The sequence below is a fragment of the Arthrobacter sp. SLBN-83 genome (genome assembly GCF_006715285.1).
GTDB lineage: Bacteria > Actinomycetota > Actinomycetes > Actinomycetales > Micrococcaceae > Arthrobacter.
Window position 1 is genome coordinate 2,055,367 of sequence record NZ_VFMX01000001.1, and the last position, 24,211, is coordinate 2,079,577.

At 65.6% G+C, this 24,211-nt stretch carries 20 protein-coding genes; 7 read left to right on the top strand and 13 right to left on the bottom strand.

Features of this window, described 5'->3' with window-relative positions; translation table 11 throughout:
* Positions 1-52: 52 nt before the first annotated feature.
* Positions 53-1,591 (top strand): arabinosylfuranosidase ArfA, encoded by a 1,539-nt coding sequence (arfA, locus tag FBY30_RS09460; protein WP_142132649.1) that lies wholly within the window; start codon positions 53-55, stop codon positions 1,589-1,591.
* Between the two features lie 79 nt (positions 1,592-1,670).
* Here the strand turns inward: arfA and FBY30_RS09465 are convergent, their stop codons facing one another.
* A complete protein-coding gene (locus FBY30_RS09465; protein WP_013602309.1) occupies positions 1,671-2,348 on the bottom strand; it encodes a Crp/Fnr family transcriptional regulator in 678 nt (225 codons plus the stop codon).
* Between the two features lie 195 nt (positions 2,349-2,543).
* On the opposite strand from FBY30_RS09465, the gene FBY30_RS09470 reads away from it, so the two are divergent.
* Positions 2,544-3,728 (top strand): MarP family serine protease, encoded by a 1,185-nt coding sequence (locus tag FBY30_RS09470; protein WP_142132650.1) that lies wholly within the window; start codon positions 2,544-2,546, stop codon positions 3,726-3,728.
* Between the two features lie 10 nt (positions 3,729-3,738).
* Here FBY30_RS09470 and aroQ read toward each other — a convergent pair whose 3' ends face one another.
* The 5 genes from aroQ to FBY30_RS09495 form a co-directional block, all read right to left on the bottom strand.
* Positions 3,739-4,203, bottom strand: coding sequence for a type II 3-dehydroquinate dehydratase (aroQ, locus tag FBY30_RS09475; RefSeq protein ID WP_142132651.1), 465 nt, complete (start codon positions 4,201-4,203; stop codon positions 3,739-3,741).
* Between the two features lie 123 nt (positions 4,204-4,326).
* Positions 4,327-6,516, bottom strand: coding sequence for an alpha-galactosidase (locus FBY30_RS09480; protein WP_142132652.1), 2,190 nt, complete (start codon positions 6,514-6,516; stop codon positions 4,327-4,329).
* A 153-nt stretch (positions 6,517-6,669) separates the two neighbouring features.
* Positions 6,670-8,010, bottom strand: coding sequence for an ABC transporter substrate-binding protein (locus FBY30_RS09485; protein WP_142132653.1), 1,341 nt, complete (start codon positions 8,008-8,010; stop codon positions 6,670-6,672).
* Positions 8,011-8,106: 96 nt separating this feature from the next.
* Positions 8,107-9,030, bottom strand: coding sequence for a carbohydrate ABC transporter permease (locus FBY30_RS09490; RefSeq protein ID WP_142132654.1), 924 nt, complete (start codon positions 9,028-9,030; stop codon positions 8,107-8,109).
* A 10-nt stretch (positions 9,031-9,040) separates the two neighbouring features.
* The gene (locus FBY30_RS09495) at positions 9,041-9,973 is read right to left on the bottom strand and encodes a carbohydrate ABC transporter permease (RefSeq protein ID WP_142132655.1); all 933 of its coding nucleotides are present in this window, start codon (positions 9,971-9,973) and stop codon (positions 9,041-9,043) included.
* Positions 9,974-10,155: 182 nt separating this feature from the next.
* Here FBY30_RS09495 and FBY30_RS09500 point away from each other — a divergent pair, with 182 nt between their 5' ends.
* Together FBY30_RS09500 and FBY30_RS09505 are read left to right on the top strand one after the other, a co-directional pair.
* The gene (locus FBY30_RS09500) at positions 10,156-11,358 is read left to right on the top strand and encodes a Gfo/Idh/MocA family protein (protein ID WP_142132656.1); all 1,203 of its coding nucleotides are present in this window, start codon (positions 10,156-10,158) and stop codon (positions 11,356-11,358) included.
* A gap of 5 nt (positions 11,359-11,363) precedes the next feature.
* Complete coding sequence (locus tag FBY30_RS09505; protein ID WP_442858275.1) at positions 11,364-12,392, top strand: LacI family DNA-binding transcriptional regulator; 1,029 nt, start codon at positions 11,364-11,366, stop codon at positions 12,390-12,392.
* 13 nt (positions 12,393-12,405) lie between these two features.
* Here the strand turns inward: FBY30_RS09505 and FBY30_RS09510 are convergent, their stop codons facing one another.
* The 5 genes from FBY30_RS09510 to acs form a co-directional block, all read right to left on the bottom strand.
* Positions 12,406-13,194 (bottom strand): DeoR/GlpR family DNA-binding transcription regulator, encoded by a 789-nt coding sequence (locus FBY30_RS09510; RefSeq protein ID WP_142132658.1) that lies wholly within the window; start codon positions 13,192-13,194, stop codon positions 12,406-12,408.
* A gap of 55 nt (positions 13,195-13,249) precedes the next feature.
* Positions 13,250-14,164: a carbohydrate ABC transporter permease gene (locus FBY30_RS09515; protein WP_142132659.1), complete on the bottom strand. Its 915-nt coding sequence runs from the start codon at positions 14,162-14,164 to the stop codon at positions 13,250-13,252.
* Positions 14,161-15,129, bottom strand: coding sequence for a carbohydrate ABC transporter permease (locus FBY30_RS09520; protein WP_142132660.1), 969 nt, complete (start codon positions 15,127-15,129; stop codon positions 14,161-14,163). The genes FBY30_RS09515 and FBY30_RS09520 overlap by 4 nt, the downstream gene beginning before the upstream one ends.
* Positions 15,130-15,211: 82 nt before the next feature.
* Positions 15,212-16,522 carry an ABC transporter substrate-binding protein gene (locus FBY30_RS09525; protein ID WP_142132661.1) on the bottom strand — a complete coding sequence of 437 codons (1,311 nt, stop codon included), beginning with the start codon at positions 16,520-16,522 and terminating at the stop codon, positions 15,212-15,214.
* 209 nt (positions 16,523-16,731) lie between these two features.
* Positions 16,732-18,753 (bottom strand): acetate--CoA ligase, encoded by a 2,022-nt coding sequence (gene acs, locus FBY30_RS09530; RefSeq protein ID WP_142132662.1) that lies wholly within the window; start codon positions 18,751-18,753, stop codon positions 16,732-16,734.
* A gap of 406 nt (positions 18,754-19,159) precedes the next feature.
* Here acs and FBY30_RS09535 point away from each other — a divergent pair, with 406 nt between their 5' ends.
* From FBY30_RS09535 to FBY30_RS09545, 3 genes are read left to right on the top strand one after another with little or no spacing between them, the layout of a single operon-like run.
* Positions 19,160-20,608 (top strand): hypothetical protein, encoded by a 1,449-nt coding sequence (locus FBY30_RS09535; protein WP_142132663.1) that lies wholly within the window; start codon positions 19,160-19,162, stop codon positions 20,606-20,608.
* A gap of 43 nt (positions 20,609-20,651) precedes the next feature.
* A complete protein-coding gene (nth, locus tag FBY30_RS09540; RefSeq protein ID WP_142135076.1) occupies positions 20,652-21,446 on the top strand; it encodes an endonuclease III in 795 nt (264 codons plus the stop codon).
* Positions 21,443-22,120: an NUDIX hydrolase gene (locus FBY30_RS09545; RefSeq protein WP_142132664.1), complete on the top strand. Its 678-nt coding sequence runs from the start codon at positions 21,443-21,445 to the stop codon at positions 22,118-22,120. Before nth ends, FBY30_RS09545 begins: the two co-directional genes overlap by 4 nt.
* Before the next feature lie 3 nt (positions 22,121-22,123).
* Here FBY30_RS09545 and FBY30_RS09550 read toward each other — a convergent pair whose 3' ends face one another.
* Entirely contained in the window at positions 22,124-22,312 is a 189-nt protein-coding gene (locus tag FBY30_RS09550; protein ID WP_142132665.1) for a YegP family protein, read from the bottom strand.
* 160 nt (positions 22,313-22,472) lie between these two features.
* Positions 22,473-24,209 carry a bifunctional 3'-5' exonuclease/DNA polymerase gene (locus FBY30_RS09555; RefSeq protein WP_142135078.1) on the bottom strand — a complete coding sequence of 579 codons (1,737 nt, stop codon included), beginning with the start codon at positions 24,207-24,209 and terminating at the stop codon, positions 22,473-22,475.
* Between the last annotated feature and the right edge of the window lie 2 nt (positions 24,210-24,211).

Consider the following 24,211-nt stretch of genomic DNA (forward strand, 5'->3'; position numbering starts at 1 on the left):
CCTACCTTCACTTTCAACCCCGTACCTGCTGCACAACCAAGGAGATAGTTTTATGTCCCGCGCCAGAATCACCCTCGACCGCGACTTCACCATCGGCGAAGTGCCCCGCCGGCTGTTTGGCTCCTTCGTGGAGCACATGGGCCGCTGTGTCTACACCGGCATCTTTGAACCCGGCCACCCGGAGGCGGACGAGAACGGCTTCCGCCAGGACGTCCTCAAGCTCGTCAAGGAGTTGGGCGCCACAGTGATCCGCTATCCCGGCGGAAATTTCGTCTCCGGCTATGACTGGGAAGACGGGATCGGCCCCCGCGAGGACCGCCCCCGCCGGCTTGATGGGGCGTGGCACACGGTGGAAACCAACGCCTTTGGCCTCCACGAGTTCGTGGACTGGTCCCGCCAGGCAGGAACCGAAATCATGGAGGCCATTAATCTCGGCACCAGGGGAGTAGACGCCGCCCGGGCGATCGTGGAGTACGCCAACCACCCCGGCGGCACCCGCCTCTCGGACCTGCGCGCTAAGAACGGGCACAAGGACCCGTTCAACATCAAGCTCTGGTGCCTGGGCAACGAGATGGACGGGCCGTGGCAAATTGGCCATAAGACCGCCGAGGAATACGGCCGCTTGGCGCAGGAGGCGGCCAAGGCCATGCGTTACGTGGACCCTGACATCGAACTGGTGGCCTGTGGAAGTTCCAATTCACGGATGCCTACGTTCGGCGACTGGGAGCAGACTGTCCTGACGCAGACCTACAACGAGGTGGACTACGTGTCATTGCACGCCTATTACCACGAGTATGAAGGCGACGCGGGCAGCTTCCTCGCAAGCGCGGTGGATACCGATTACTTCATCGAATCAGTCATCGCAACTGCCGATGCGGTCCGGGCAAAGGGAAAGCACAAGAAGCACATCAACCTTTCCTTCGATGAGTGGAACGTCTGGTACCAGCGCGGCCGGGACACCGAGGACCAGTTGCGAAACGTGGCCAAGGCGGGCTGGCGCGAGCACCCCCGACTCATCGAGGACAAGTACAACGTGACGGATGCCGTGGTGGTGGGCACACTGTTGAATTCGCTGCTCCGCCACGGCGACCGCGTTAAGATCGCCAACCAGGCGCAGTTGGTCAACGTGATCGGCCCCATCTTCAGCGAGGAAAACGGACCGGCCTGGCGCCAGACCATCTTCCACCCCTTCTCCCGGATGGCAGAACTCGCCAAGGGCCAGATCCTGCGGCTGTCCGTTGACTCGGACAAGTACGAAAACGAGCGCTTCGGCGGCACCGACCTGGTGGATGTCAGTGCCACCTGGAACGAGGAGACGGGCCGCGTGGCGCTCTTCTTCGCCAACCGGGGTCTTGAAGAAGCTGCGGATGTGGAGGTCAACCTGCGCGGTTTCGACGCACGCCGGGTGCTCCGCGCCGAAGTCCTGGAAATCCCGGACGGCGGCGACCGCTTCACCATCAACAGCCAGGAGAACCCGGACCGGGTTGGCCTCAAGCCGCTGGAGGGAGCAAAGGCAAACGGCTCCGAGCTGCGGCTGAGCCTACCCGCCCTGTCGTGGGCCGTCGTCGAACTGGACGTGGCGAAGAGCTGATCCGCTCCGAAGCAACAAACCCCAGGCAACAGGAAAGCCGCCCCTCGGGGCGGCTTTCTTGTTGGTGTCTGCGTGTCGTTTAGCGGGAGCGCTGGCGGAGGCGCTGCATGTCCAGGATGACCACGGCGCGGGCCTCGAGGCGGAGCCAGCCGCGCTGGACGAACTCAGCCAGGGCCTTGTTGACCGTTTCGCGGGAAGCGCCCACCAGCTGGGCCAGTTCCTCCTGGGTGAGCTCGTGCGCCACCAGGACACCGTCCGTTGCCGGCCGGCCGAAGCGGTCTGCAAGATCCAGCAGTGCCTTGGCCACGCGGCCGGGAACGTCGGAGAAGACAAGGTCGGAGAGGGAATCGTTGGTGCGGCGCAGGCGGCGGGCCAGGGCCTGCAGCAGCTGGGCCGAGACCTCGGGGCGGGTGCGCAGCAGGGTGTTCAGGCTTTCGTTCTTCAATCCGGCCAGGCGGGTCTCGGAGACCGCGGTGGCGGTCGCGGTGCGCGGGCTGGGATCGAACAGGGCCATTTCGCCGAAGAGCTCACCCGGGCCGAGGATGGCCAGGAGGGACTCGCGGCCGTCGGGGGAGGTCCGGCCCAGCTTCACCTTGCCGGACACGATGAAGTACAGCTGGTCACCCTGGTCGCCTTCGCGGAACACCGACGCGCCGCGGGAAAGGTCCACCTCGGTGAGCTCGTCCGTCAGCAGACGGAATGCGTCGTCGTCGAGCGTGGCGAAAAGGGGTGCTCGGCGCAGTACCTCGATGTCCATGAAATCTCCTACGTAAAAGTATCGGCTGTGGCGCTTTTGCCATTGTTTCAGAATTTTCAAGGTTCTGTGACGAACTTGGCAGTCGAAACACCAGCGGCAGCGCACGGCCGGTCGGGCCGGAGGGGGCAGCAGGCCACAGAAGATTGTCAGCCACCCCCACTAGAATGGAGGTTCAACTGTTAATAAGGAGCCTTTGTGGTCGGCCTGACTGTCCTGGACATTGTCCTGATCCTGGCGCTGCTGTCATACCTGATCTACGGCCTCCGCAATGGGTTCCTGGTCACTGTCGGCGGCCTCGCCGGCTTTGCTGCCGGCGCCATCGGCGCCTTCTTTGCAGTCCCCCTCGTCAGCGGCTTCGTTGAGGACTCCGGATGGCGGCTCACCGCCATCATCGCTGCCGCCGTCGTACTCATGGCACTGGGGCACGGCCTGGGCACCATGGTGGGCCGGCAACTGCGCGGAGTGGTGCGGATCCGGCCGTTGCGCGCCGTGGACCGGCTGGTGGGCGGTGCCCTGAACCTTGTGGTCGCCGCGCTGGTGATGTCCATGCTGGCGTTCAGCGTCAGCTCCCTCGGCGTGCCTGTTGTGTCCCAGCAGCTGGCCGAATCCAAGGTGATCCGCTTCATCGACGGGCTCACTCCCACACCGGTCAAGGCCACCATGGCGCAGCTTCGTTCCACGGTAATCGGCAACGGCATCCCCACCCTGATTGAAGGGCTGGACCAGGGCCAGGCGGTCCAGGTGCCGAATACGAGTACCAATACGCCGGCGCTGAACAAGGCTGCCCAGTCCGTCCTGAGGATCGCGGGCACGGCCTACGAATGCGGCCAGAACCAGACCGGCAGCGGCTTCGTAGTCTCCGATGACCGCGTGGTAACCAACGCGCACGTGGTGGCCGGCGTCTCGCAGCCCGTGGTGGAAATGCCCGACGGCGGTGCCATGCCCGGGCGCGTGGTCTACTTCGACACCAAGCGCGACCTGGCAGTCCTGGCCGTGGACAACCTGCCCTCCCAGCCGTTGCCCCTAAGCCGCGACCTGCCCGGCGGCAGCCAGGCCGCCTTCGCGGGGTACCCGCACGGCGGTCCCTTCCAGTCCAAGCCCGCCACCGTCCAGGACATCGCCACGGTCCTGGTCCCGGACATCTACGGCAACAACCCCTCCCCGGAGGACATCTACCGCCTGGCCGGCGACGTGCAGCCCGGAAATTCCGGCGGCCCGTTGCTCACCACCGACGGGCAGGTAGCCGGGGTGGTCTTCGCCAAGGCAACCTCGGATGCCGAGGTAGGCTTCGCCATCACCATGAATGACCTGGAACCTGTCGCAGAGCAGGCCCCGGGACTGTCCTCGCCGGTTTCCTCCGGACAGTGCATCCAGAAATAGAGCCTGCCGGCTACAGGACCTCGGCCAGGTAGTCGATGGCCAGCTTGTAACCGAACACGCCGGCGCCCACGATCACGGCCGCGCAGACCGGCGACAGGTAGGAGTGGTGCCGGAATTCCTCGCGCTGGTGCACGTTGGTGATGTGAACCTCGACGGCGGGAAGCTGGACGGCTGCCAGGGCGTCACGGAGTGCCACGGAGGTGTGCGTGAAGGCCCCGGCGTTCAGGACGATGCCCGCGGCGGTGCCCCTCGCTGCATGGATGGCGTCCAGCAGGACGCCCTCGTGGTTGGACTGGAGGCATTCCACCGCAAAACCATGTTCCTTGGCAGCTGAGGCCGCCAGCTGTTCCACGTCGGCAAGGGTGGAGGTACCGTACTTTTCCGGCTCGCGGGTGCCGAGGAGGTTCAGGTTGGGGCCGTTGATGACCAGGATGGTGCCGCGGCCGGCTTCGACAGTGGAGGAGGCTTCAGTCATGCCTGCAAATCTATCGGGTGGCTCCGCCTGCCGCGCATTCTTACGCCGGCCCGTCCCGTCCATTGCTGAGCACTTGTCGTTCTCGAGCTCGAAAACGACAAGTACCCAGCAGTCGATGGTGGTCTAGAGGGCTGTTACCTTCAGCAGCAGGGCGTGTTCCGGGTTCAGGATTGGCATCGGCAGGCCCACTTCCGCAAGGAACCTGCCGGTGGCCACCGCTCCCTCAGCCAGCCACGCGGGCGGCTGGACCTGGGTGAACGTGTGGCGGTAGTCGGCATCGTCCGCCGTGGGGAAGACCGCCTCCACGCGGTAGCTGCGGCCATCCTCCAGCCCCGGGATGCCGATCCGGCCCGGCTGCTCGGCCGCCGAGGTGCGTGTGCTGACCAGGGCGAACAGGGCCGCCGTCGTGCTTTCCGCAACGGATCCATCCGCCACCACGCCGTGCAGCAGGAAGGAATCGTCCGCAACGTCAGCGTGGACGGCGCGGCCGCTGTGGATCAGGTTCCGGTGCTCCTTGTACAGGCCCACGATGCGCCGCAGCTCCTCGCGCTCCCTGCCCTGCACGCTGCGTACGTCCCATTCCATCCCGAAGTGGCCAAACAGCGCGGTGATGCCACGGAAGGAAAGGTCGTGGGTGCGGGCGGTGGTGTGCGAGGTGGTGGGGCCGATATGGCTGCCCACGAGTTCCGGTGGAACCACGGCCTCCGTCCAGCGCTGGATGGTCTGCCGCTCCAGGGCGTCGTTGCAGTCGGATGCCCAGATCCGGTCCGTCCGCTCCAGGATGCCGAGGTCCACCCGGGCACCGCCGGAGGAACAGCTCTCAATTTCGACGCCGGGGTGGGCCTTGCGGAGCTCGTCGAACAGGCGGTAGGCGGCGAGGGTTTGTTCGTGGACCGAAGGGCGGCCGGCATGGCCCTGTTCGACGAGGTCCCGGTTCTGGTCCCACTTCAGGTAGCTGATGTTGTTGTCGGCAAGGAGTGCTGAGATCCGGTCGAAGACGTACTGCCACGCCTCCGGGTTCACGAGGTCGATGATGTGCTGGTTGCGCCACTCGAGGGGCAGCCGGCCCCCGTCCTTGTGCGCCACGGCGGAGGGGCCCGAAATCCAGTCCGGATGTGCCCGTGCAATGTCTGAATCCAGGTTGACCATCTCCGGTTCCACCCACAGGCCGAATTCCATCCCGCGGGAGGTGACGGCGTCGATCAGTGGGGTAAGGCCTTCCGGCCAGACGGTCTCATCCACATACCAGTCGCCCAGTCCGGCATGGTCGTCGCGGCGGCCGCGGAACCAGCCGTCGTCGAGCACGAAGCGCTCCACGCCAAGGTCAGCAGCGGAGTCAGCCAGCTCGATCAGGGTGTCCAGGTTGTGGTCGAAGTAGACCGCTTCCCAGGTGTTGAGCACCACCGGGCGGGGTTTTCCGGCCGGCAGGCCGGTGGCGGCGGGCAGCACGTGGTGCGGCCGGGACCGGAACCAGCTGTAGAAGGCCTCCGTGATGCCGTCCAGGCCCCGGTCCGAGTAGGCGGCGAACAGGGCGGGCGTGGTGTAGCTGCCGCCCGGTTCCAGGATGACCTCGGCAGGACCCAGGAGTTCCGAGCCGCCTATCATGGTCCGGCCGTCACCGATGGTGTCCGCGAACTGTTCGTGGTTGCCGCTCCAGGCAAGGTGCGTCGCCCAGACCTTGCCGTGCCGGTTTCCGAAGCTTCGGGTGCCGGCAGCGAACAGCAGGGAGGAATCGTGCCCGGTGCGGCCGTGGCGGCCGGTCCGGACCCAGGTGCCCTGCTGGATGGGCCGCCGCTGCGGGTGGCGTTCCCGGCACCAGCGTCCGGTCAGGTCCAGGAGTTCGACGGCGTCAGGTGCCACGGGCAGGACGGTTGCCAGTTCGTCCACCTGGAAGGGGGTGGTGCCGTTGTTGGTGAGGGTGTGCCTCAGCTCCAGCAGGCCGCCGGGGTGCAGCGTGAGCGAGGTCGAAACGCTGATGCTGGTTTCGTCGTCGGCCTGCTCGATGGTGGCCGAGGTCCTTTCATGACTGACCGACGTGACGCGGAGGCGGGAGGAGAAGTCAAGGCCAGCGGCGCCGTCACTGATCCGGTGGCCGCGCAGGGCCGGCCGGCCCCGCCATGACGACGAAGCCTGGGGGAGCAGGCTTGCGGGGACCCGTGCGTCGATGGAGGAATGCCCCACCGGCCCGGCCAGGACCGCCAGGTCCGGCAGTTCCGCGCCGAGGTCGGCGCCCCAATGGAGCACCTCGGCCTCCCCGCTGTCGAAGCTGATCAGCAGGCTGGTACCGGCGGAACGGAGGTGCAGGGGGTCCATGGCGGTCTCTTTCAGAGTTCAGGGCGTGCGCCTTAAGTTACGCACAAGACGAAATTGAGGGGAAGGGGTGGCCGGGTGCCGCCGTCGCGAGGAGGGGGACGGCGGCACCGGGCCGGGTGGCTGCGACCACGTACGCAGCCACGTGGGAGGGGGTTACTTGAACAGGGCGTTGACCTGGTCGTTGGCCTGGGTCAGTGAGTTGGCTTTGGCCTTGCCCGACACCACGGCGTCCATGGCGGGCTTCATGATGCCGTCAACCTTGGCTGCGTTGTCAGCAATCGGGTAGAGGAAGGTGGTGCCGTCCTTGACCTGCTGGCTGAACGGGGTCACATCCACGCCCTTTGCCTTGAAGGCCTCCACGGCCTTATCGGCGGAGGTCTTGATGGCCGGGAACACCACGGCCTTGGATGCCACCACGTCCTGGCAGGCGGCGGAGCCCAGGTACTCGACCCACTTGATGGCGGCGTCCTTCTTCTTGGTGCCGGCGTAGATGGAGTCCGCCAGGCCGTTGTACATGCTGGCGCGCTTGCCGTTAACACCGGTAGGGGTGGGGGCGATGCCCACCTTGACGTCCTTGTAGCCGGTGTACTGGCCGATCATCCACGAACCGTTGGCGTTGATGACGGACTTGCCGGCGGCGAAGGTGTCCGCCATGCTGGCGCCCACCGTGGTTTCGAGTTTGGGCATGTACCCCTTGTCCACCAGGCCGGCGAACCAGTCGATGCTTTCCTGGAACTTGGGGTCGTCATAGTTGTAGTGCTTGCCCCACGGATTCTTGTCGGTGTGCGTCCAGCCGGTGGTACCGGTGAGGTAGCTCCATTCGGTCTGGCCCTGTCCGGAGCCGGACCCGTTGAGGCCCAGCCCGTAGACGGCCACGTTGTTCTTGTCGAAGCCTGGCTCGTCGCCGCGCTTGCCGTTCTTGTCCACGGTCAGGTGGGCGATGGTCTTTTCGTACGTGCCGCCGTCCTGGGGGTTCCAGGTGAGGTTGGCCATCTGTTCGGGAGTCACGCCGGCGTCTGCTGCGAGCTTGGTGTTGTAGAACAGGGCGATGGTGTCCCAGTCCTTCGGCAACCCGTAGCGCTTGCCGTCCTGTCCCACCCAAAGGTCGGCGAGCCCGGAGTTGTAGACGCTGGTATCGATGTTGTCCTTCTTGACCGCATCGTCCAGCGGGAGCAGCTGCTTGTTCTTGATGAATTCCGGGTACTTGCCCAGGTGGTCGGTGAACACGTCCGGCGCGGTGCCGGCCACGAAGCCGTTGGTGAGGGTGCCCCAGTAGTCGTCCCAGCCGCGCTGGGTGACCTTGACGGTGATGTCCGGGTTGGCCTTGTGGAAGTCGTCCGCGCACTGCTTGTACGCGGGGAGCTGGTTGGCGTCCCAGAGCCAGTAGTTGATTTCACCCTTGCCGGCGTCGGCGGAGCTGCCGCCGCCGCAGGCGGAGAGGGCCAGGACTGCGGCTGCCGCTGCAGCCAGGGAGGTGAGTGCTTTCTTTTTCATGGGAGGGGTCCTTTCAAGGTGCTTCCGGGCAGGCCGCCATGGCCGGGCGCCGGAGGAGCGGCCGGTGGGATTGTGGAGGGGTGGTTGGAGGGAGGGTTATTTGATGCCGGAGAAGCCGATGGAGTTGACGATTTTCTTGCCGAAGGCGGCGAACAGGATCAGCACGGGCAGGGCCGAAACCAGGGTGGCTGCCATCAGTCCGGACCAGTCGGGAGCGCCCTGCGGGGATTGGGACTTGAAGACGCCCAGGCCCACAGTGAGGACGCGGACCGATTCGTCCTGGCCCACCAGCAGCGGCCAGAAGTACTCGTTCCACTGGCCAATGAAGGTGAGCAGGGCAAGGGTGGCGATGGGGGCCGCGGCGTTGGGCAGGATGATCTGGAAGAAGATCCGGAGGTGCTTGGCGCCGTCGAGCATTGCCGCCTCCTCCACCTCGCGGGACATGTTGAGGAAGAACTGCCGGAGGAAGAAGATGGCGAACGGGGTCATGAAGATGTACGGGAGAACCAGGCCCACCATGGTGTTGAGCAGGCCCAGGTTCTTGATGAGGAGGAAGTTGGGCAGCGCGGTGAAGATCGGGGGCACCATCATGGTGGCAAGGAACAGGCTGAACACCACGTTCCGTCCGCGCCAGCGCAGCCGGGCAAAGGCGTAGGCCGCCATGGCGCTGAAGAACACGGCCCCGATGGTGGTGATGGAGGCAAAGAGCACGGAGTTGCGCAGGTAGTTCCAAAAGTCGATCTGCGCCCCGGAGCCGCCCTGTGCCACGGCATCTTCGGGGGACTGCAGGCCAAAGACGCGCTGGAATGCGCCCAGGTTAAAGTCCGCGGGAAGCAGGTTGGTGGCGTTGCCGGCCAGCGACCCGTTGGTGGACAGTGCCGTCCGGAGGATCCAGTAGAACGGAAGTACAGAGACGGCAACTGCCAGGGCGACGAGGACCCAGGCGGCCCCGCGGCGCCAGCTGAACGGACGACGGCGGGTGGCGGGCCGGGCAGGGGCGGAAACTTTTGCGGTGGTCATTGGAGCGTCCTTAGTCCAGGTCCGATTCGTTGCCTTTGAGGAACTTCATTTGGATGAAGGCCACCAGGGCGAGGATGACGAAGAGGATGACAGCCAGGGCTGAACCGTAGCCGAAGTCTGATTCGGTGAAGGCCTTTTGGTAGATGTAGAACTGCAGCACGCGGCTGGCGTTGACCGGCCCGCCCATGGTTGTGACGGCAACGGTGTCGAACACCTGGAAGGAGCCGATCACGGTCACGATCAGGACCAGCACCAGCACGGGGCGGAGCAGCGGCATGGTGATCTTGCGGAAGGTCTGCCAGGGGGAGGCGCCGTCCAGGTTGGCCACCTCGTAGACGTGGTTGGGGATGGCCTGCAGTCCGGCGAAGAGCAGCAGCGCGGTGTAGCCCATGTGCCGCCAGGTGTTGATGAGGGCCTGGGTGGGGATGGCCCATTCCTCGCTGCCGAAGAATGCCACCTTGGGCAGGCCCACCGCCTCGATGAAGTAGTTGACGATGCCGATCTGGTAGTCCAGCAGCCAGAACCACAGCAGGGCGGCGATCACGTTTGCCATCAGGTACGGCAGGAGGAGCGCACCGCGGATGAGGGTTGACTTGGCCACCCGGTGCATGAGGAGCGCCAGTCCCAGTGCCAGCGCGGTCTGCAGGACGATATTGATCAGCACGTACTGCGAGGTGACCGCCAGCGCGTTCGAGAACAGGGGGTCCTTGGCGATGGCCTCATAGTTGGCGGTGCCAATCCAGGTGGGGTCGCCGAGGATGCTGTACTCGGTGAAGCTGAGGTAGATGCCCCGGAGCGTGGGCACCAGGTAGAAAACTATAAATCCGATCATGGCCGGCGCGATGAAGAACAGTGCTGTCTTCAGGTCGCTGCGTCCCCGGCGCTTCACCGCCCGGCGCACGGAGTGCTGAACCGGACTGGCGTTCCTGGTAAGGGTGGTCATCGTCGACCCTTTCCTGAGTGTGATGGAGGTAACAAGCTGGGAAGAAATCTACACGAGTAGATACAGTGGTGGCAAGAGTCTCCTTTTTGTTTCGGACATTGGAGTTATTTCCGTTTATTAGATGTTGACTCGAGTAGATGCCGATGCAAGACTCAGGTATCCCCTCACGGAAGGCACAAACAATGACGTTCTCCATCGGCATCGTGGGCGCAGGCCAGTTCGGCTCCCAGTTCGCGCACCTTTTCAATCTGCACCCCGGCGTGAAGGCCGTCTACGTGGTGGACGAGCGCCCTGAGCGCGCCGCCGAGGCCGTGGATCGTTACCACCTGGCGGGGCAGGAAGCGGACTTCGACGCCCTGCTCGCCTCCGATGTCGACGCCGTGGCGATCTTTACCCAGCGCTGGACCCACGGCCCGCTGGTGGAACGGGCCCTCCGTGCCGGCAAGCATGTCTATTCGGCCGTTCCCATGGCGGTGTCCGAGGAGGAAATCGCGCGCATTATCGACGCCGTCCGGGACACCGGCCTGGTCTACATGATGGGGGAGACCAGCTACTACAACCCGGCCACGGTCTACGCCCGGGAACAGCACGCCGCCGGTAAGTTCGGGCGCATCTTCTACTCGGAAGGCGACTACGTCCATGACATGGACCTGGGCTTCTACGACGCATACCAGTACAGCGGCGGCGATCGGTGGAAGGAGACGGCCAGCTACCCGCCCATGCTCTACCCCACGCATGCGATCGGGGGAGTGCTCGGCGCCATCCCGTCGCACGCCGTCAGCGTGAGCTGTATCGGAGTCAGGGACCAGCGGAACGATGGGGTGTTCGACAAGGACATCAGCATGTTCGGCAACGACTTTTCAAATGCCACGGCGCTCTTCGAATTGAACGATGGCGGTGCCATGCGCACCAACGAAATGCGGCGCGTGGGCTACCCCTCCCACATCCGGGAATCCCGGTTCCGCTTCTTCGGCACCGAGGCCAGCCTGGAGCAGCTTGCCAAGGTCACCGTCTGGCAGGACAAGCAGAACGTCCACGACATCTCCGAGCAGATGGAGACCCGCCCCAGCCTTCCGCTGGACGATCCATCGCTGGCCAACGTCGCCCCGGAACTCCGCGACGCCTTTGTCTCGGGACTTTCCCCGGTCCACGATGCCGAACGGCTGCCCGCGGAGTTCCTTGGTGCCCCCAACGGACACGAAGGCAGCCACCACTTCCTGGTGGACGACTTCGTCACAGCCGTGAACAACCGCACGCTGCCGCCGGTCAACGCCTGGGTTGCTGCCCGCTTCACCCTCCCCGGGATCGTGGCCCACGAGTCGGCCCGGCAGAACGGCGCGCGGCTGCCCATCCGTGACTTCGGCGACGCCCCGGCCAACTGGTAGCTAGCATGTACTCCATGACCACTTCGGCTGTGCCCGCCCCGCGCGGGCCGGTGACGCGCAAGGATGTTGCCCGCTTTGCGGGCGTCAGCACCGCCGTCGTGAGCTATGTGGTCAACGGCGGTCCAAAAAAGGTGGCGCCGGCAACTGAAGCCAAAGTCCAGGACGCCATCCGCGTCCTGGGCTACCGGCCCAACGCCGCCGCCCGGGCGCTCAAGCTGGGTTCCAGTGAGACGCTGGGCCTGATCGTCCCGGACATCTCCAACCCGTTCTTCTCGCTGTTCTCCCATGCTGTGGAGGATGCGGCCGCGGCCCTTGGCTACGCCCTGGTGCTGAGCAACTCTGACGGGAACCTCGCCAAGGAACGGCGGAACGTCCGCAACCTCGCCGCACGGCAGGTGGACGGGGTCCTGCTGGCCAGCGTTCTCTTCGAACCGGACCTGGAAGCCCTGGAAACGGCGGACATTCCGTCGGTGCTGCTGAACCAGGAACGCGACGCGCCGGGCTTCAACAGCATCGGGGTGGACCTGGCGGCCGGTGCCCGGATCGCCGTGGAACACCTCATTGGCCATGGCCACACCAATATCGGCCTGGCGATGGGTACCAACGTCTCCGGCTCCACCGACGGCCGCGAAGTGGGCTGGCGCGAAGCCCTGCAGGAGGCGGGCCTGCCTGAGGGACCCATCTCCTACAGCGCCTTTACCAGGCCCGGAGGCTACGTTGCCGGGCAGCGGCTGCTGGCGTCGGTGAACCGGCCAACGGCGATCTTTGCGACGTCGGACATGCAGGGCATTGGGCTCCTGCGCGCCATCCATGAAGCGGGGCTGTCCGTTCCCGGCGACATCGCGGTGGCGTCCTTTGACGGCTCCGCTGATTCCGAATACTCGTGGCCGCCCCTGACAACCGTCGAACAACCCGTGGCCGCTATGGCGGAAGCTGCGGTAGCCGCGCTGGTGGGAGCCAGCCGCGGCGAAAAACCCCGGCACCGCATCTTCCCCACAAAGCTGCACATCAGGCAGTCCTGCGGCTGCCCCTAGGCTGGCTGGGCTATCAGGCTGCGGCGAGCCGAAGCTTGCCCACCCGGTCCTGCAGGACCCGCTGGGCTTCGGAACCCAGGCCGGGGTCGCTGATGACCTCATCCACGTCGTCCAGTGAGGCAATCGAGCTGATGCCCAGCACACCCCACTTGGTGTGGTCAGCCAGCACTACGGTCTTCCGGGCTGCGGCCACGAAGGCCCGGTCCGTTTCGGCCTCCAGGAGGTTGGGTGTGGTGAAGCCCGCCACCGAGTCCATGCCGTGGACGCCGAGGAACAGCAGGTCCAGGTGAAGCTGCTTTAGAGCACTGGTGGCGATGGGCCCCACCAGGGCATCCGACGGCGTGCGCTGGCCTCCGATCAGGATCACCGTGGAGCTGTAGCGGGCCGGCCCTGTGGTGGCGGCGTGGTGGAACAGGTCGGCAATGCGCACGGAGTTGGTGACCACGGTGATTGGGGGACCGTCCACCAGTTCCTTGGCCAGTGCCCACGTGGTGGTCCCTGCGCTTAGCCCGACAGCCATGCCTTCATGGACAAGGGCGGCCGCTTCAACGGCAATGGCACGCTTTTCCGCCGTCAACTGGGTGGACTTCAGTTCGAAGCCGGGCTCGTGGGTGCTTGCGTCGCCGGGAAGCTTGGCTCCGCCGTGGATCCGCTCCAGCTTGCCGCTTTCCTCCAGCAGTTCGATGTCCCGCCGGACGGTCATGAGCGAGACGCCCAGTTGCTGGGCGAGGTCAGATACGCGGACCACCCTTTCCCGCTGGACGGCGTCCACGATGGCCTGGTGGCGTGCTGCGGGGAGCATGGAGTTCCTTTCGGGCGGCTAAGGGAGCGGTGTCCGCTTCTTGTTCCATCTTTGCCTACCCCTTGCTGGAACCGAGAGTCAGCCCCGCAACAAACTGCCGCTGGAGGAGCAGGTAGATGATCAGCGTGGGAATGACGGTGATGACAGCGCCTGCCGCCAGGAGGTTGTAGTTGTTCAGGAACTGGCCCTGCAGGTTGTTGATGGCCGTGGTGATGGGCAGCCGGTTGCCGCTCTGGATGAACAGGAGGGGCCAGAAGTAGTCGTTGTAGATGAAGATGACTTCCAGGGTGCCCAGGGCGGCGAACGCCGGGCGGCACAGCGGCAGGATGATCTCCCGGTACTGCCGCCAAATGCCTGCACCGTCCACCAGGGCGGCCTCGGTCAGGTCGGCGGAGAGCGCCTTCATGTAGTTCGAGAGCACGAAGGTGCAGAACCCCATCTGGAATGCCGTGTCCACAGCGATGACGATGATGTAGGTGTTGAGCATGTTGCCGGAATCGCTGAAGGAGTAGGGCACCTGGAAATGCTTGGCCATCTCGAAGAGGGGCGCCGCGAGGACCTGCGGGGGCAGCAGGTTTCCCGCAGTGAACATGATCAGCAGGGTGATGTTGAATTTCCAATTGACCCGGCTGACGGCGAAGGCCATAAGGGAGGCGAGGAACAGGGTCAGCAGGACCGCAGGCACGGTGATGAGGACTGAATTCCAAAAGTAGGTGGCAAAACCTCCCTGGGTCCAGGCCTGGACGAAGTTGTCGAAGTTGAAGTCGCCGGCAACGCTGAAGTAGCCGTGCTCGTTGGTGGACGCCACCGGACGGAGCGCGGTGAATACGGACCAGCCCAAGGGAACCAGCCAAACGGCGGCCATCACCACCAGGAAGATGTGGGTCCCGTAATGCCGCTTGGGGCGGCTTCCGGACCTGTCGGTGGCTTCTGCGGAGGCCCTGTGGGCGCGGGCTTCGGCGACGCTCATGCTTGGTTCTCCTTGCCAAAGGTGCGGCTGAGGTAGAAGACGATGGGGACGAGTGAAATGACCAGCAGCACCACGGCGAGGGCGGAGCCGACGCCGATCACCTGGCCTTCGCCCACGAGGTTCTGGATCACCAGGGCGCTGAGCATCTCCAGGCCGTTGGTGCCGCGGTTGATGACATAGACAACGTCGAAGGCGCGGAGGGACTCAATGATGGTGATGACCACGATCACGATGTTGATGGGCCGCATGGCCGGGAAGACCACCCGGAAGAAGGTCTGCACGGCGGAGGCGCCGTCGATGGCCGCTGCCTCCTTCAGGCTGGGGTCCACGCCCTTCAAGCCTGCCAAATAAAGCAGCATGACGTAGCCGGCATGTCGCCACGTGGCCGCAATCATGGCCGCCCAGATATTGACCGACGAGTCGCCGAACCAGTCAACGGCCTGCGGCGTGCCCGCCGTCCCCAGGAGGAAGTTGAGGAGGCCGTTGTCCCGCTGGTAGAAGAGCTGCCAGATGATGCCGATCAGGGCGAGTGAGAGCATGACGGGTGCGAAGAAAATGCTTTGGTAGATCCTGCTTCCGCGGATGTTTTGGTCCAGCAGCACCGCGAGCAGCAAACCCAGCGGGGTGGCGATCAGGGCCAGGAACAGCAGCCAGAGCATGTTGTGCTGGACGGCCGGCCAGAACGGTGGGTAGTCCTGGGCGATGAACTGGTAGTTTGCCGTGCCAGCCGGGCGGATATCCGCCAGGTCCAGGCCGTTCCACCGGGTGAAGCTGAGCCCTACCGACATCAGCATGGGCAGCCAGACCATCGCCAGTTCAATTAGCGTGGGGATGCCCACCATCAGGGACAGGACCAGTTTGTCCCGACCGGACAGGCGGCGCACCCGGCCGCCTTTGGCCCGGCGGGCAGGTGCGGCCGGTTCCCGCGCCTCCGGCGGAATCAGTTCTCGTGCGGTGCTGCTCATGGCTGTCTTTCCTTGCTGTTGGATGCAGGAGGATGGACGACGGCGGGAGCCCCGTGCCGCCGTCGTCCTTCCTTTTGTGGGGCTACTGCGCTGCGTAGAGGTTCTTGGCCTGGGCCTCGAGGTTCTTGACGTCCACGCTGCCGTCCTTGATGAAGCTCTGCAGCGCCGGGATCATCACGTTGTTGGCCATGGCCGGCAACGCGTCCCGGTCGAAGAACTGGCTGATGTGTTTCGCATTGGCGATCGTCTCCGCACAGGTCTTGTTCAGCGGTGTGAACTTCGAGGTGTCCGTGCCCTTGGCGGTGGCGATGTTCGAGTTATCAACCTTGGCGTAGGCGTCCTGGGCCTCCGGGGTGCCCATGAACGACATGAAGTCGCGCGCCGCCTTGTTGTCCCCGCCCTTCTTGGACAGCAGCAGGCCGTCAATGGGCGCTTCGACCGCGTCCCGGCCTTCCATGGCGATCTCCGGGAAGGGGAAGAAGTCGATGTCCGCCAGCACCGCCGGGTCCGTGAACTGCTGCGTGACGAAGGAGCCCAGCAGATACATGCCGGTCTTCTTGGCTTCCAGGGCCTTTGCCGCGTCCTGCCAGGTTTGGCCCAGGGCGGCTGGATCCTGGAAGGGCAGCAGCGCCTTCCATGTGTCGAAGACGGAAGTGACCTTCTGCTGGTCCCAGGATTCCTTGTGGGCGCAGAGGTCCACGTGGAACTGGTAGCCGTTGAGCCGCATGTTGATGTAGTCGAAGGTGCCCATGGCGGGCCAGCCGTCCTTGTCGGCAAAGCCGATGGGAATGATTCCGTCGGCCTGCATCTTTGTTGCCAGGGCCTTGAGCGCATCAAAGGTTGCCGGCACCTGGTACCCCTTCTCCGCCCACAGGCTCTTCCGGTAGAAGAAGCCCCACGGGTAGTTGTAGTTGGGTACGAAGTACATCTTGCCGTCCGGCCCCGTGGATGCCTTCTTCAGCGCATCGGAGTAGTTGCCGCCAATGGTCTGCCAGACATCGTCAATGGGAGCCAGGAGGCCCTTGCCCGCGTAGTACTGCATCCGGTAGCCGGCGAACCAGGTAAACGCATCGTCGGGAGAGCCCTGCAGGTAGGAATTGATCTTGTTCTGGAAGTCGTTGTGGGGCACCACGTTGGTGGTGACCTTTTTGCCGGTCTTGGCCGTGAAGGCATCGGTGACCGCCTGGTACGCCCGCTTGGGGACGTCGTCGGAGGAACCTGAACCGAAGGTGAGGCCGGAAGAGTCGGATCCTGTGCCGGACGGCGCGCTTCCGCCGGTGCAGGCTGCGAGGAACGGGATGCCGGCCAGGCCCACTGCCCCAACGCCGACGGTCTTGAGGATGGTCCGCCTGCTGGGGAAAGCAGTTGCCGACGCATCAAACTGTGAAGCCATGGTCTCTCCCTTGAGTACTAGCCGCATGTGAGGCACCTCACATTAGGTCTGACTATAACCTCGCAAAACAGAACATGGAATAACGGTAAATAACATTTTGGGTGTCGGTGCCGTTTGAATCGTCACAACAGGGGAATGGCCCCGTTTTCCCTGTAACGACAGGGAAAACGGGGCCATTCCGGGGCGCCGTAGCAGGTACTAAGCCTGTGTTACTTTCTGAGCGACTGGGCGATCTCCTGCATGATGGACGGGTCGGAGAGGGTGGTGGCGTCCCCCGGGTCACGGCCTTCGGCGACGTCCTTGAGGAGGCGGCGCATGATCTTGCCGGACCGGGTCTTGGGCAGTTCGGGCACCACCAGGATGTTCTTGGGTTTGGCGATGGGGCCGATTTCCTTGCCCACGTGGTTGCGCAGTTCCTGGACGGTGGCGTCGCCGTTGTTCGCGGCATCGGCGCGGAGGATGACGAACGCGACGACGGCCTGGCCGGTGGTTTCGTCCGTGGCGCCTACGACGGCGGCCTCCGCCACGGCGGGGTGGCTCACCAGGGCCGATTCGATCTCCGTGGTGGAGAGCCGGTGCCCGGAGACGTTCATGACGTCATCGACGCGCCCGAGCAGCCAGATGTCGCCGTCCTCGTCCTTCTTGGCGCCGTCCCCGGCGAAATACATGTTCTCGAAGCGGGACCAGTAGGTGTCCTTGAACCGCTCCGGGTCACCCCAGATGCCGCGGAGCATGGACGGCCATGGCTCGCGGATCACCAGGAAGCCGCCGTGCCCGTTGGGGACCGACTCGCCCATTTCGTCCACGACGTCCACGGCGATGCCGGGCAGTGGCACCTGCGCCGAGCCGGGCTTGGTGGCCGTGACGCCGGGCAGCGGGGCGATCATCTGGGCGCCCGTTTCGGTCTGCCACCAGGTGTCCACGATGGGCGCCTTGTCGCCGCCGATGACCTTGCGGTACCACATCCAGGCCTCGGGGTTGATCGGTTCACCAACCGAACCCAGCACGCGGAGCGAGGAGAGGTCGTACTTTGCCGGAATTTCCGAACCCCATTTCATGAAGGTGCGGATGGCGGTGGGGGCGGTGTAGAGGATGGACACCTTGTACTTTTCCACGATCTCCCACCAGCGGCCCTGGTGCGGGGAGTCCGGGGTGCCTTCGTACATCACCTGGGTGGCACCGTTGATGAGTGGCGCGTAGGCGACGTACGAGTGTCCGGTGACCCAGCCGACGTCGGCCGTGCACCAGTACACGTCCGTTTCCGGATGCAGGTCAAAGACCGCCTTGTGGGTGTAGGCAGTCTGGGTGAGGTAGCCGCCGGTGGTGTGCAGGATGCCCTTGGGCTTGCCGGTGGTGCCGGAGGTGTAAAGGATGTACAGCGGGTGCTCGGAGTCATGGCCCACGGCGGTGTGCTCGGTCGATGCGGTCTCCACGGTATCGGCCCACCAGTGGTCCCGGCCTTCCTTCCAGTCAACGTCCTGGCCGTTGCGCTTGACCACCACGACGTTCTGCACGGTATGGCCATCGTGGGCCAGGGCGTCGTCGACGGCGGCTTTGAGGGGGCTCGGCTTCCCGCGGCGGTAGGTGCCGTCCGCGGTGACCACGAGCTTGGCCTCCGCGTCATCGATGCGTGACCGCAGGGCTTCGGCGGAGAAGCCGCCGAACACCACGGAGTGGACCGCCCCGATCCGGGCGCAGGCCAGCAGCGTAATGACGGCCTCCGGGATCATGGGCAGGTACACCGCCACCCGGTCGCCCTTGGCCACGCCCAGGGATTCGAAGGCGTTGGCTGCCCTTTTCACTTCCTCGGTCAGCTGCGCGTACGTGTAGGTGCGGGTGTCACCGGGCTCGCCCTCAAAGTAGATGGCAACCCGGTCTCCGTTGCCCGCTTCAACGTGGCGGTCCAGGGCGTTGTAGGCGGCGTTGAGCTCACCGCCCACGAACCACTTTGCAAACGGCGGATCGGACCAGTCCAGGGCCTGGGTGAAGTCCTTGCTCCAGGTCAGCAGCTCCCTTGCCTTCGTGGCCCAGAAGGCAGGCCGGTCGGCATTGGCTTCGTCATACTCGGCCGCGGTGACCACGGCGTTGGCTGCGAATTCCGCGCTGGGCGGGAAGGCCCGCGTCTCATGCAGCAGGTTCGCAAAGGCATCGCCCTGGTGGCCCTGCTGCCCTGCGGGCTGGGCGGAAGCGGACGGAACGGTGGCCGTGGAGCTGGGAGTGTCCTGGGACATGTGAACCTCATCATTCATCGATCTTTGCCGCGCGGGATGCCGCCACCGAAGAGCCCGCCGCCTGCACGGCGCTGGGCTCCAGCCGGGACGGGCATACCGCAAAGAGCTGTTCCGAAACCAAGCCTAATGCTTGCCGCGCATCCGCTGTGCGCCGCATCACAGATGCCACCATGAGCGGCATTTTTTAAGCGGTGAATGGTGTCTGCGTTACCTGGCAGGCACGGCCGAAGGCCTGTGTCAGCTAGTGATCAGCTTGGCTGTTGACTAGGCTGAAATGGAATTGTGACTTCACTTCGGACCACTCCGGCCAGGCGCGGATTGCGCTGCGCCGGGCCGGGACCGCATGTCAAGACGGCACAGTTTTCGGGTCCGCAGGGCCCGGTGCCGCCACGCTAAGGAGAGCAGAATGAACCAGCAGAGCTTCGGCCAGCGAACGGGCCCGGACACCGGGGCGGGGCCAGGAGGCTCCGGAACCATGGCCGGGGGACCGGGGCAGCCAGCTGCCGCCGGCGCCGCCAAAGGACAGTCTGCAGGACAAAAGGCCGGCCCCGGAAAGCTCGATCCGAACGCCAACCAGGCGGTGCTCGGCCCGTTTACCGTGCGCGACCTCGCCGTCTTTACAGCCACGCTCATCCTGTTTGTTGCGTCCCTGCTGCCCCTCTTCGGCACCCGGTACAACCTGTGGAACCTGAACAACCTGTTCTTCCTGGGATTGGGCATCATCCTGCCGCTGATCACCAGCGCCCTCTTCGCTGCCCGCCGCCTGGCCCCTGCCACCAAAATCCGGGTGGGTTCGCTCTCGATCGACCAGTTCGCATCCGTGGTGGCCTCCTTCGCGGTTGCCTTCTTCTTCCTTTCGGTCGCGGGCGGCTACGTGAGCAGCCTGCTGGTGGGCCTGATCGGTTCGCTGGTCCTCTTCGCCGCCACGGTGCTGGGCCGCTTCCTGCCCTACCTCTCCGGCGACTTCAAGGACCGGCCAGAGGCACCGGCACACCTGGTGGCACGCGAAGCCGCGGTCCCGGTGCGTAAGCCGCGGGCTCCCAAAGCACCCAAGCCTGAGGCCAGCCCCAACCAGTCGAACGGCGGCCTCAAGGGTGCCGGCATTTTCGGCGGTGCGGGTGCCGGCTCCTCTGCCGTCCAGCCCGGGTCACCTGTCCAGCCCGAGTCCTCCAGCCCTGAGCCTGTCCGGTCAAACCACATTCCGGCCACCGCTGCAGTCCCCGTGGCTGCGGGAGGAGCCGCAGCTGCCGGAGCCGGCGCGGGGAGCAGCAGCACCCCAGCTTCCACTCCCGCTTCCGGTGCCGCAGCTTCCGGCCCAGCAGCTGCCGGAGCCGCACCTGCCGGAGCCGCATCCGCCGGCGCTGCAGGCCCTGGTCCTGCAGGTCCGGGCGCGGCAGCGCCCGTATCAACCGCCGAAGTCTCCGACCGGACCCCTGAAGTGGATGCCGGCCCGCCCACCCAGGCAGCCGACGTCGTCCGTCCTGCCTCTGCGCCCGCCGCCGAGGAGACCCAGCACGGGGAGGTCCCCGCTGCAAACGCTCCGCAGGCAGCATGGGAGCCGCCGGCCGCCACCGCCGTCCACCAGCAGGTCCGCTCCGAGCAGCCCATCGGGGCTACGGTGGACCCGGCCAGCCGCCATGACGAAGCAGACGGGCAGCCCATCCACGAGGCCTTCTGGTTTGCCGTCGCCCAGCACCGCACGGCCTTCGACCCCCGCACCGGCGCCCCTGCCTTCGTGATCGAACCCGGGGGCTGGGTCCTGGCCCTGGAGGACCGCGGCCATGAGTTCCTGGTCCAGCACACTGACGGGCGGCTGGGCGTCCTGCGCGACCTCAGCAACATCGAGCGCGGCTGACGCGGTGGCCGGGGTGCGCACCAAAGCGGGCCAGGCCGCCGGAATGCCGGCGGTCTCGTCCGAATCCGTCCTGGCGCTGAAACGGCGGGCGCGCCGTATCCACCGGGCCCTGGCCGAGAAATACCCCTACGCACATGCGGAGCTGGATTTCCGTAACCCGTTCGAACTGCTCGTGGCCACCGTCCTGTCCGCCCAGACCACCGACGTGACGGTCAACCAGGTCACCAAGGTCCTGTTCACGCGCTACCCCAACGCGCGTTCGCTGGCCGAGGCGGACCCAACGGAACTTGAAACCATCCTCAAACCCACCGGGTTCTTCCGCGCAAAGGCAAGGAATGTCCTTGCCCTGTGCACCCGCCTGGTGGACGATTTTGACGGCGAGGTCCCGGGCCGGATGGAGGACCTGGTCACGCTGCCGGGGGTGGGGCGGAAGACGGCCAACGTGGTTCTCGCCAACGCGTTTGGCGTTCCGGGAATCTCCGTTGACACGCACTTCGCCCGCCTGGCCAAACGGTTTGGGTGGACCCAGTCCGAGGACCCAGTGCAGATTGAACAGGACGTGGCCGAACTGTTCGAGCGCAAGGACTGGACCATGCTGTCCCATCGGGTCATCTTCCATGGCCGCCGCGTGTGCCACGCCCGTAAGCCCGCCTGCGGTGCCTGCCCCGTTGCCAACTGGTGCCCCAGTTACGGGCTGGGCGAGACTGATCCCGACAAAGCGGCCAAGCTCCTGAAATATGAACTTGCGCCTGGCAGCGAGGCACTGCTTGAGCAGTACCTCGCAGAGCAGCACAGGGCCGCCGAGATCCGGATGGCGTCGCAGACGAGGACCCCGTGAGCGCACGCGAAGACCTGGCCGAGCTGATAAGGAGGGCGGAAACCGGAACGGCCGGGCCGCCCGATCCCCGCTGGGCCGCACTCACGGTGGACGCCGCACGTGCCCGCAGGGCCGCTGTCCTGATGCTTTTCGGCGTCCTTGACGATGTCCCGGCGGAGTCCGGCAAGCCGCTGGCGCCGGCCGACCTCGACGTTTTGCTCCTGGAGCGCGCCCACACACTGGGGTCGCATCCGGGGCAGGTTGCGTTCCCCGGCGGCGGCATCGACAGGGGAGAAACCCCGGTGGCCGCGGCTCTCCGCGAAGCCGAGGAGGAGACCGGACTGGACTCGGACGGAGTAGAGGTCCTGGGCACGCTGCAGGAACTGGGCCTGGCCCACAGCAACTTCCTGGTGACGCCAGTGCTCGGATGGTGGCATGCCCCGTCTCCGGTCCGGGTGGTGGACTACGCTGAATCCGCGCAGGTATTCCGCATCCCGGTTCGCGACCTCCTGGATCCGGACAACAGGGTGATGGCCACCGTGCACCGGGCAGGACGCACCTTTGAAAGTCCTGCCTTCACCGTAAACGGCGTGGTGGTGTGGGGCTTCACCGGGATTGTTTTGAGCGGCCTCTTCGACCAGCTCGGCTGGTCGGTTCCCTGGGACCGAAACCGGCTGCATCCCATGGGGGTCTGATTTTCAGGCCTGCTGGCGCAGGTCCACCACGATTCCGGTGGCGGCGTTCTCGCGCATGGCGTTGATGCCGTCACGGAGCAGGCTGAGGGACCTGAAGGTTGGCGACACCGCAACCACATTCCCTTCAGCGTCGGTGAGCCGCAACCGGTACGACTCGTCGCCTGCACGGTGGATTTCAAATCTTCCCGCCATGGACGGGGACCTCCCTGGTATGCGTCATTGCATCAGCGTGCGGACCGATCTGCTTCAGTCGCCGCTATGACTGTAACGTCCGTCACCGGACCCGCATAGCTACCGCCGGGTAGATTACCTTGCATCTCGAACGTAAGCGCTGGCGGCCTTTGCGGGGCGCTTATTTCGCGAGGTCATACGAGTCAACCACGGCGAGGCTGACCGGAAACTCGACGGGGACAGAACCGAACAACAGCTCCTTCGCAGCCCTGGCCGATTCCTCGATCGCCCTGATGCAGACGTCCACGCCGTCCGCAGGCGCATGCACCATCACCTCATCGTGCAGGAAGAAGACCAGCTCAGCCCGAACCGTCCCGGCACCGCCGCCCGTGCCCGCCGTCCGCAAGGCGCGCAGCCGCCGTCGTAATTCCGCCAGCCAGCACGCCGCCCAATCCGCCGCCGACCCCTGGACCACGAAGTTCCTGGTGAAGCGGCCCCGGCTCCGGGCGATGGACTCCGCCCGGCGCTGCTCCTCCGCCGTTGCCGAGCGCTGGCTCAGGAACCACCGTTCCGAAGGCGGCGGGCTGCTGCGGCCCAGGCGCGTGGTCACCGTCCCGCCGGCCTCGCCCGCCCTTGCTGCCTTCTCCACGAAATCCACGGCGCGCGGATAGGTGCGCGCCAGCTGCGGCATCAGCCGGCCTGCTTCGCCGGAGGTGGCCCCGTACATGGCGCCCAGCAGGGCTACTTTTGCTTTGGCCCGGTCGCCGCCGAAACCCTTGGCGGCGATGCCGGCATAGAGGTCCTGGTCGCGTGCGGCCTCCGCCATGATGGCATCCTGGGCAAGGGCCACCAGGACGCGCGGTTCCAGCTGCGATGCGTCCGCAACGATCAGCTTGTGGCCTGGATCGGCGTGCACCGCGCCCCGGACCTGGCGCGGGATCTGCAGGGCGCCGCCGCCCCGGGAGGCCCAACGCCCGGACACTACGCCGCCCACCACATACTCGGGACGGAAGCGGCCGCCGTCCACCCAGGCGTCCAGCCAGGACCACCCGTTGGCCGTGTGCAGGCGGGAAAGCTTCTTGTACTCCAGCAGCGGCTCGATGGCCGGATGGCCGTGCTCCCTGAGCTCCCACTTTCGCGTGCTTTTCACTTCGATCCCGTTGCGGTGGAGGGCACGCATCAGGTCCTGCGGAGAATCCGGGTTGAGCCCGGGAGACTGGAGCAGGGAACGCAGTTCCGCCGCCAGCGCTTCAAGTTTTTGTGGCCGCTGCCCGGCCGGCGGGCGCGGGCCGAGATGGCTGACGAGGATCTGCTCGTGCAGGTCCTCCCGCCAGGGAACGCCCGCGTGCTGCATCTCGGCAGCTACCATGGCGGCAGCAGACTCCGCCGCAAGCAGCAGCTGAAGGCGCTTCCGGCGGTTGTCCTCCGTGCCCACCTCCGCCAGTGCGGCCTGCTGGCCAGCGTATTCCGCCCGGAGATCCTCAAGGGCAACGCCCGGCGGCGGTCCGGGCGCGGGATCATCGAACAGCGCACCTTGGTCTGCGGGGGGACGGGGCGGCAGCAGCGCCTTCGGCGGAAGTACGGGATCCTCCACCGGGGTTCGGTCGGTGGTCCTGGCGTACTCCGTGTGGGCGCTGAACTGGGAAAAGGCCAGGATATTGCCGCAGAGAGTGATGTCATAGCAGCGCTCCACCTCTACGCCGGAGGCGAGCAATTGCGGGTACCAGTCCTGGGTCCGGTGCCAGATCCAGCGGGGCGGCAGGCCGCCCGGGCGCGTGGCTTCGAGTTCGCGGACGACGGCGGCGAGGTCGCTGAGTGCCACCACTTGGGGTTCGGGGTTGGCCGGCTGGGCATGCCCGGCCTGGGTCAGTTCCTGGAGGGCCGCGCCGCGGGGGTGGGCGGCGAGCAGCAGGTACATGC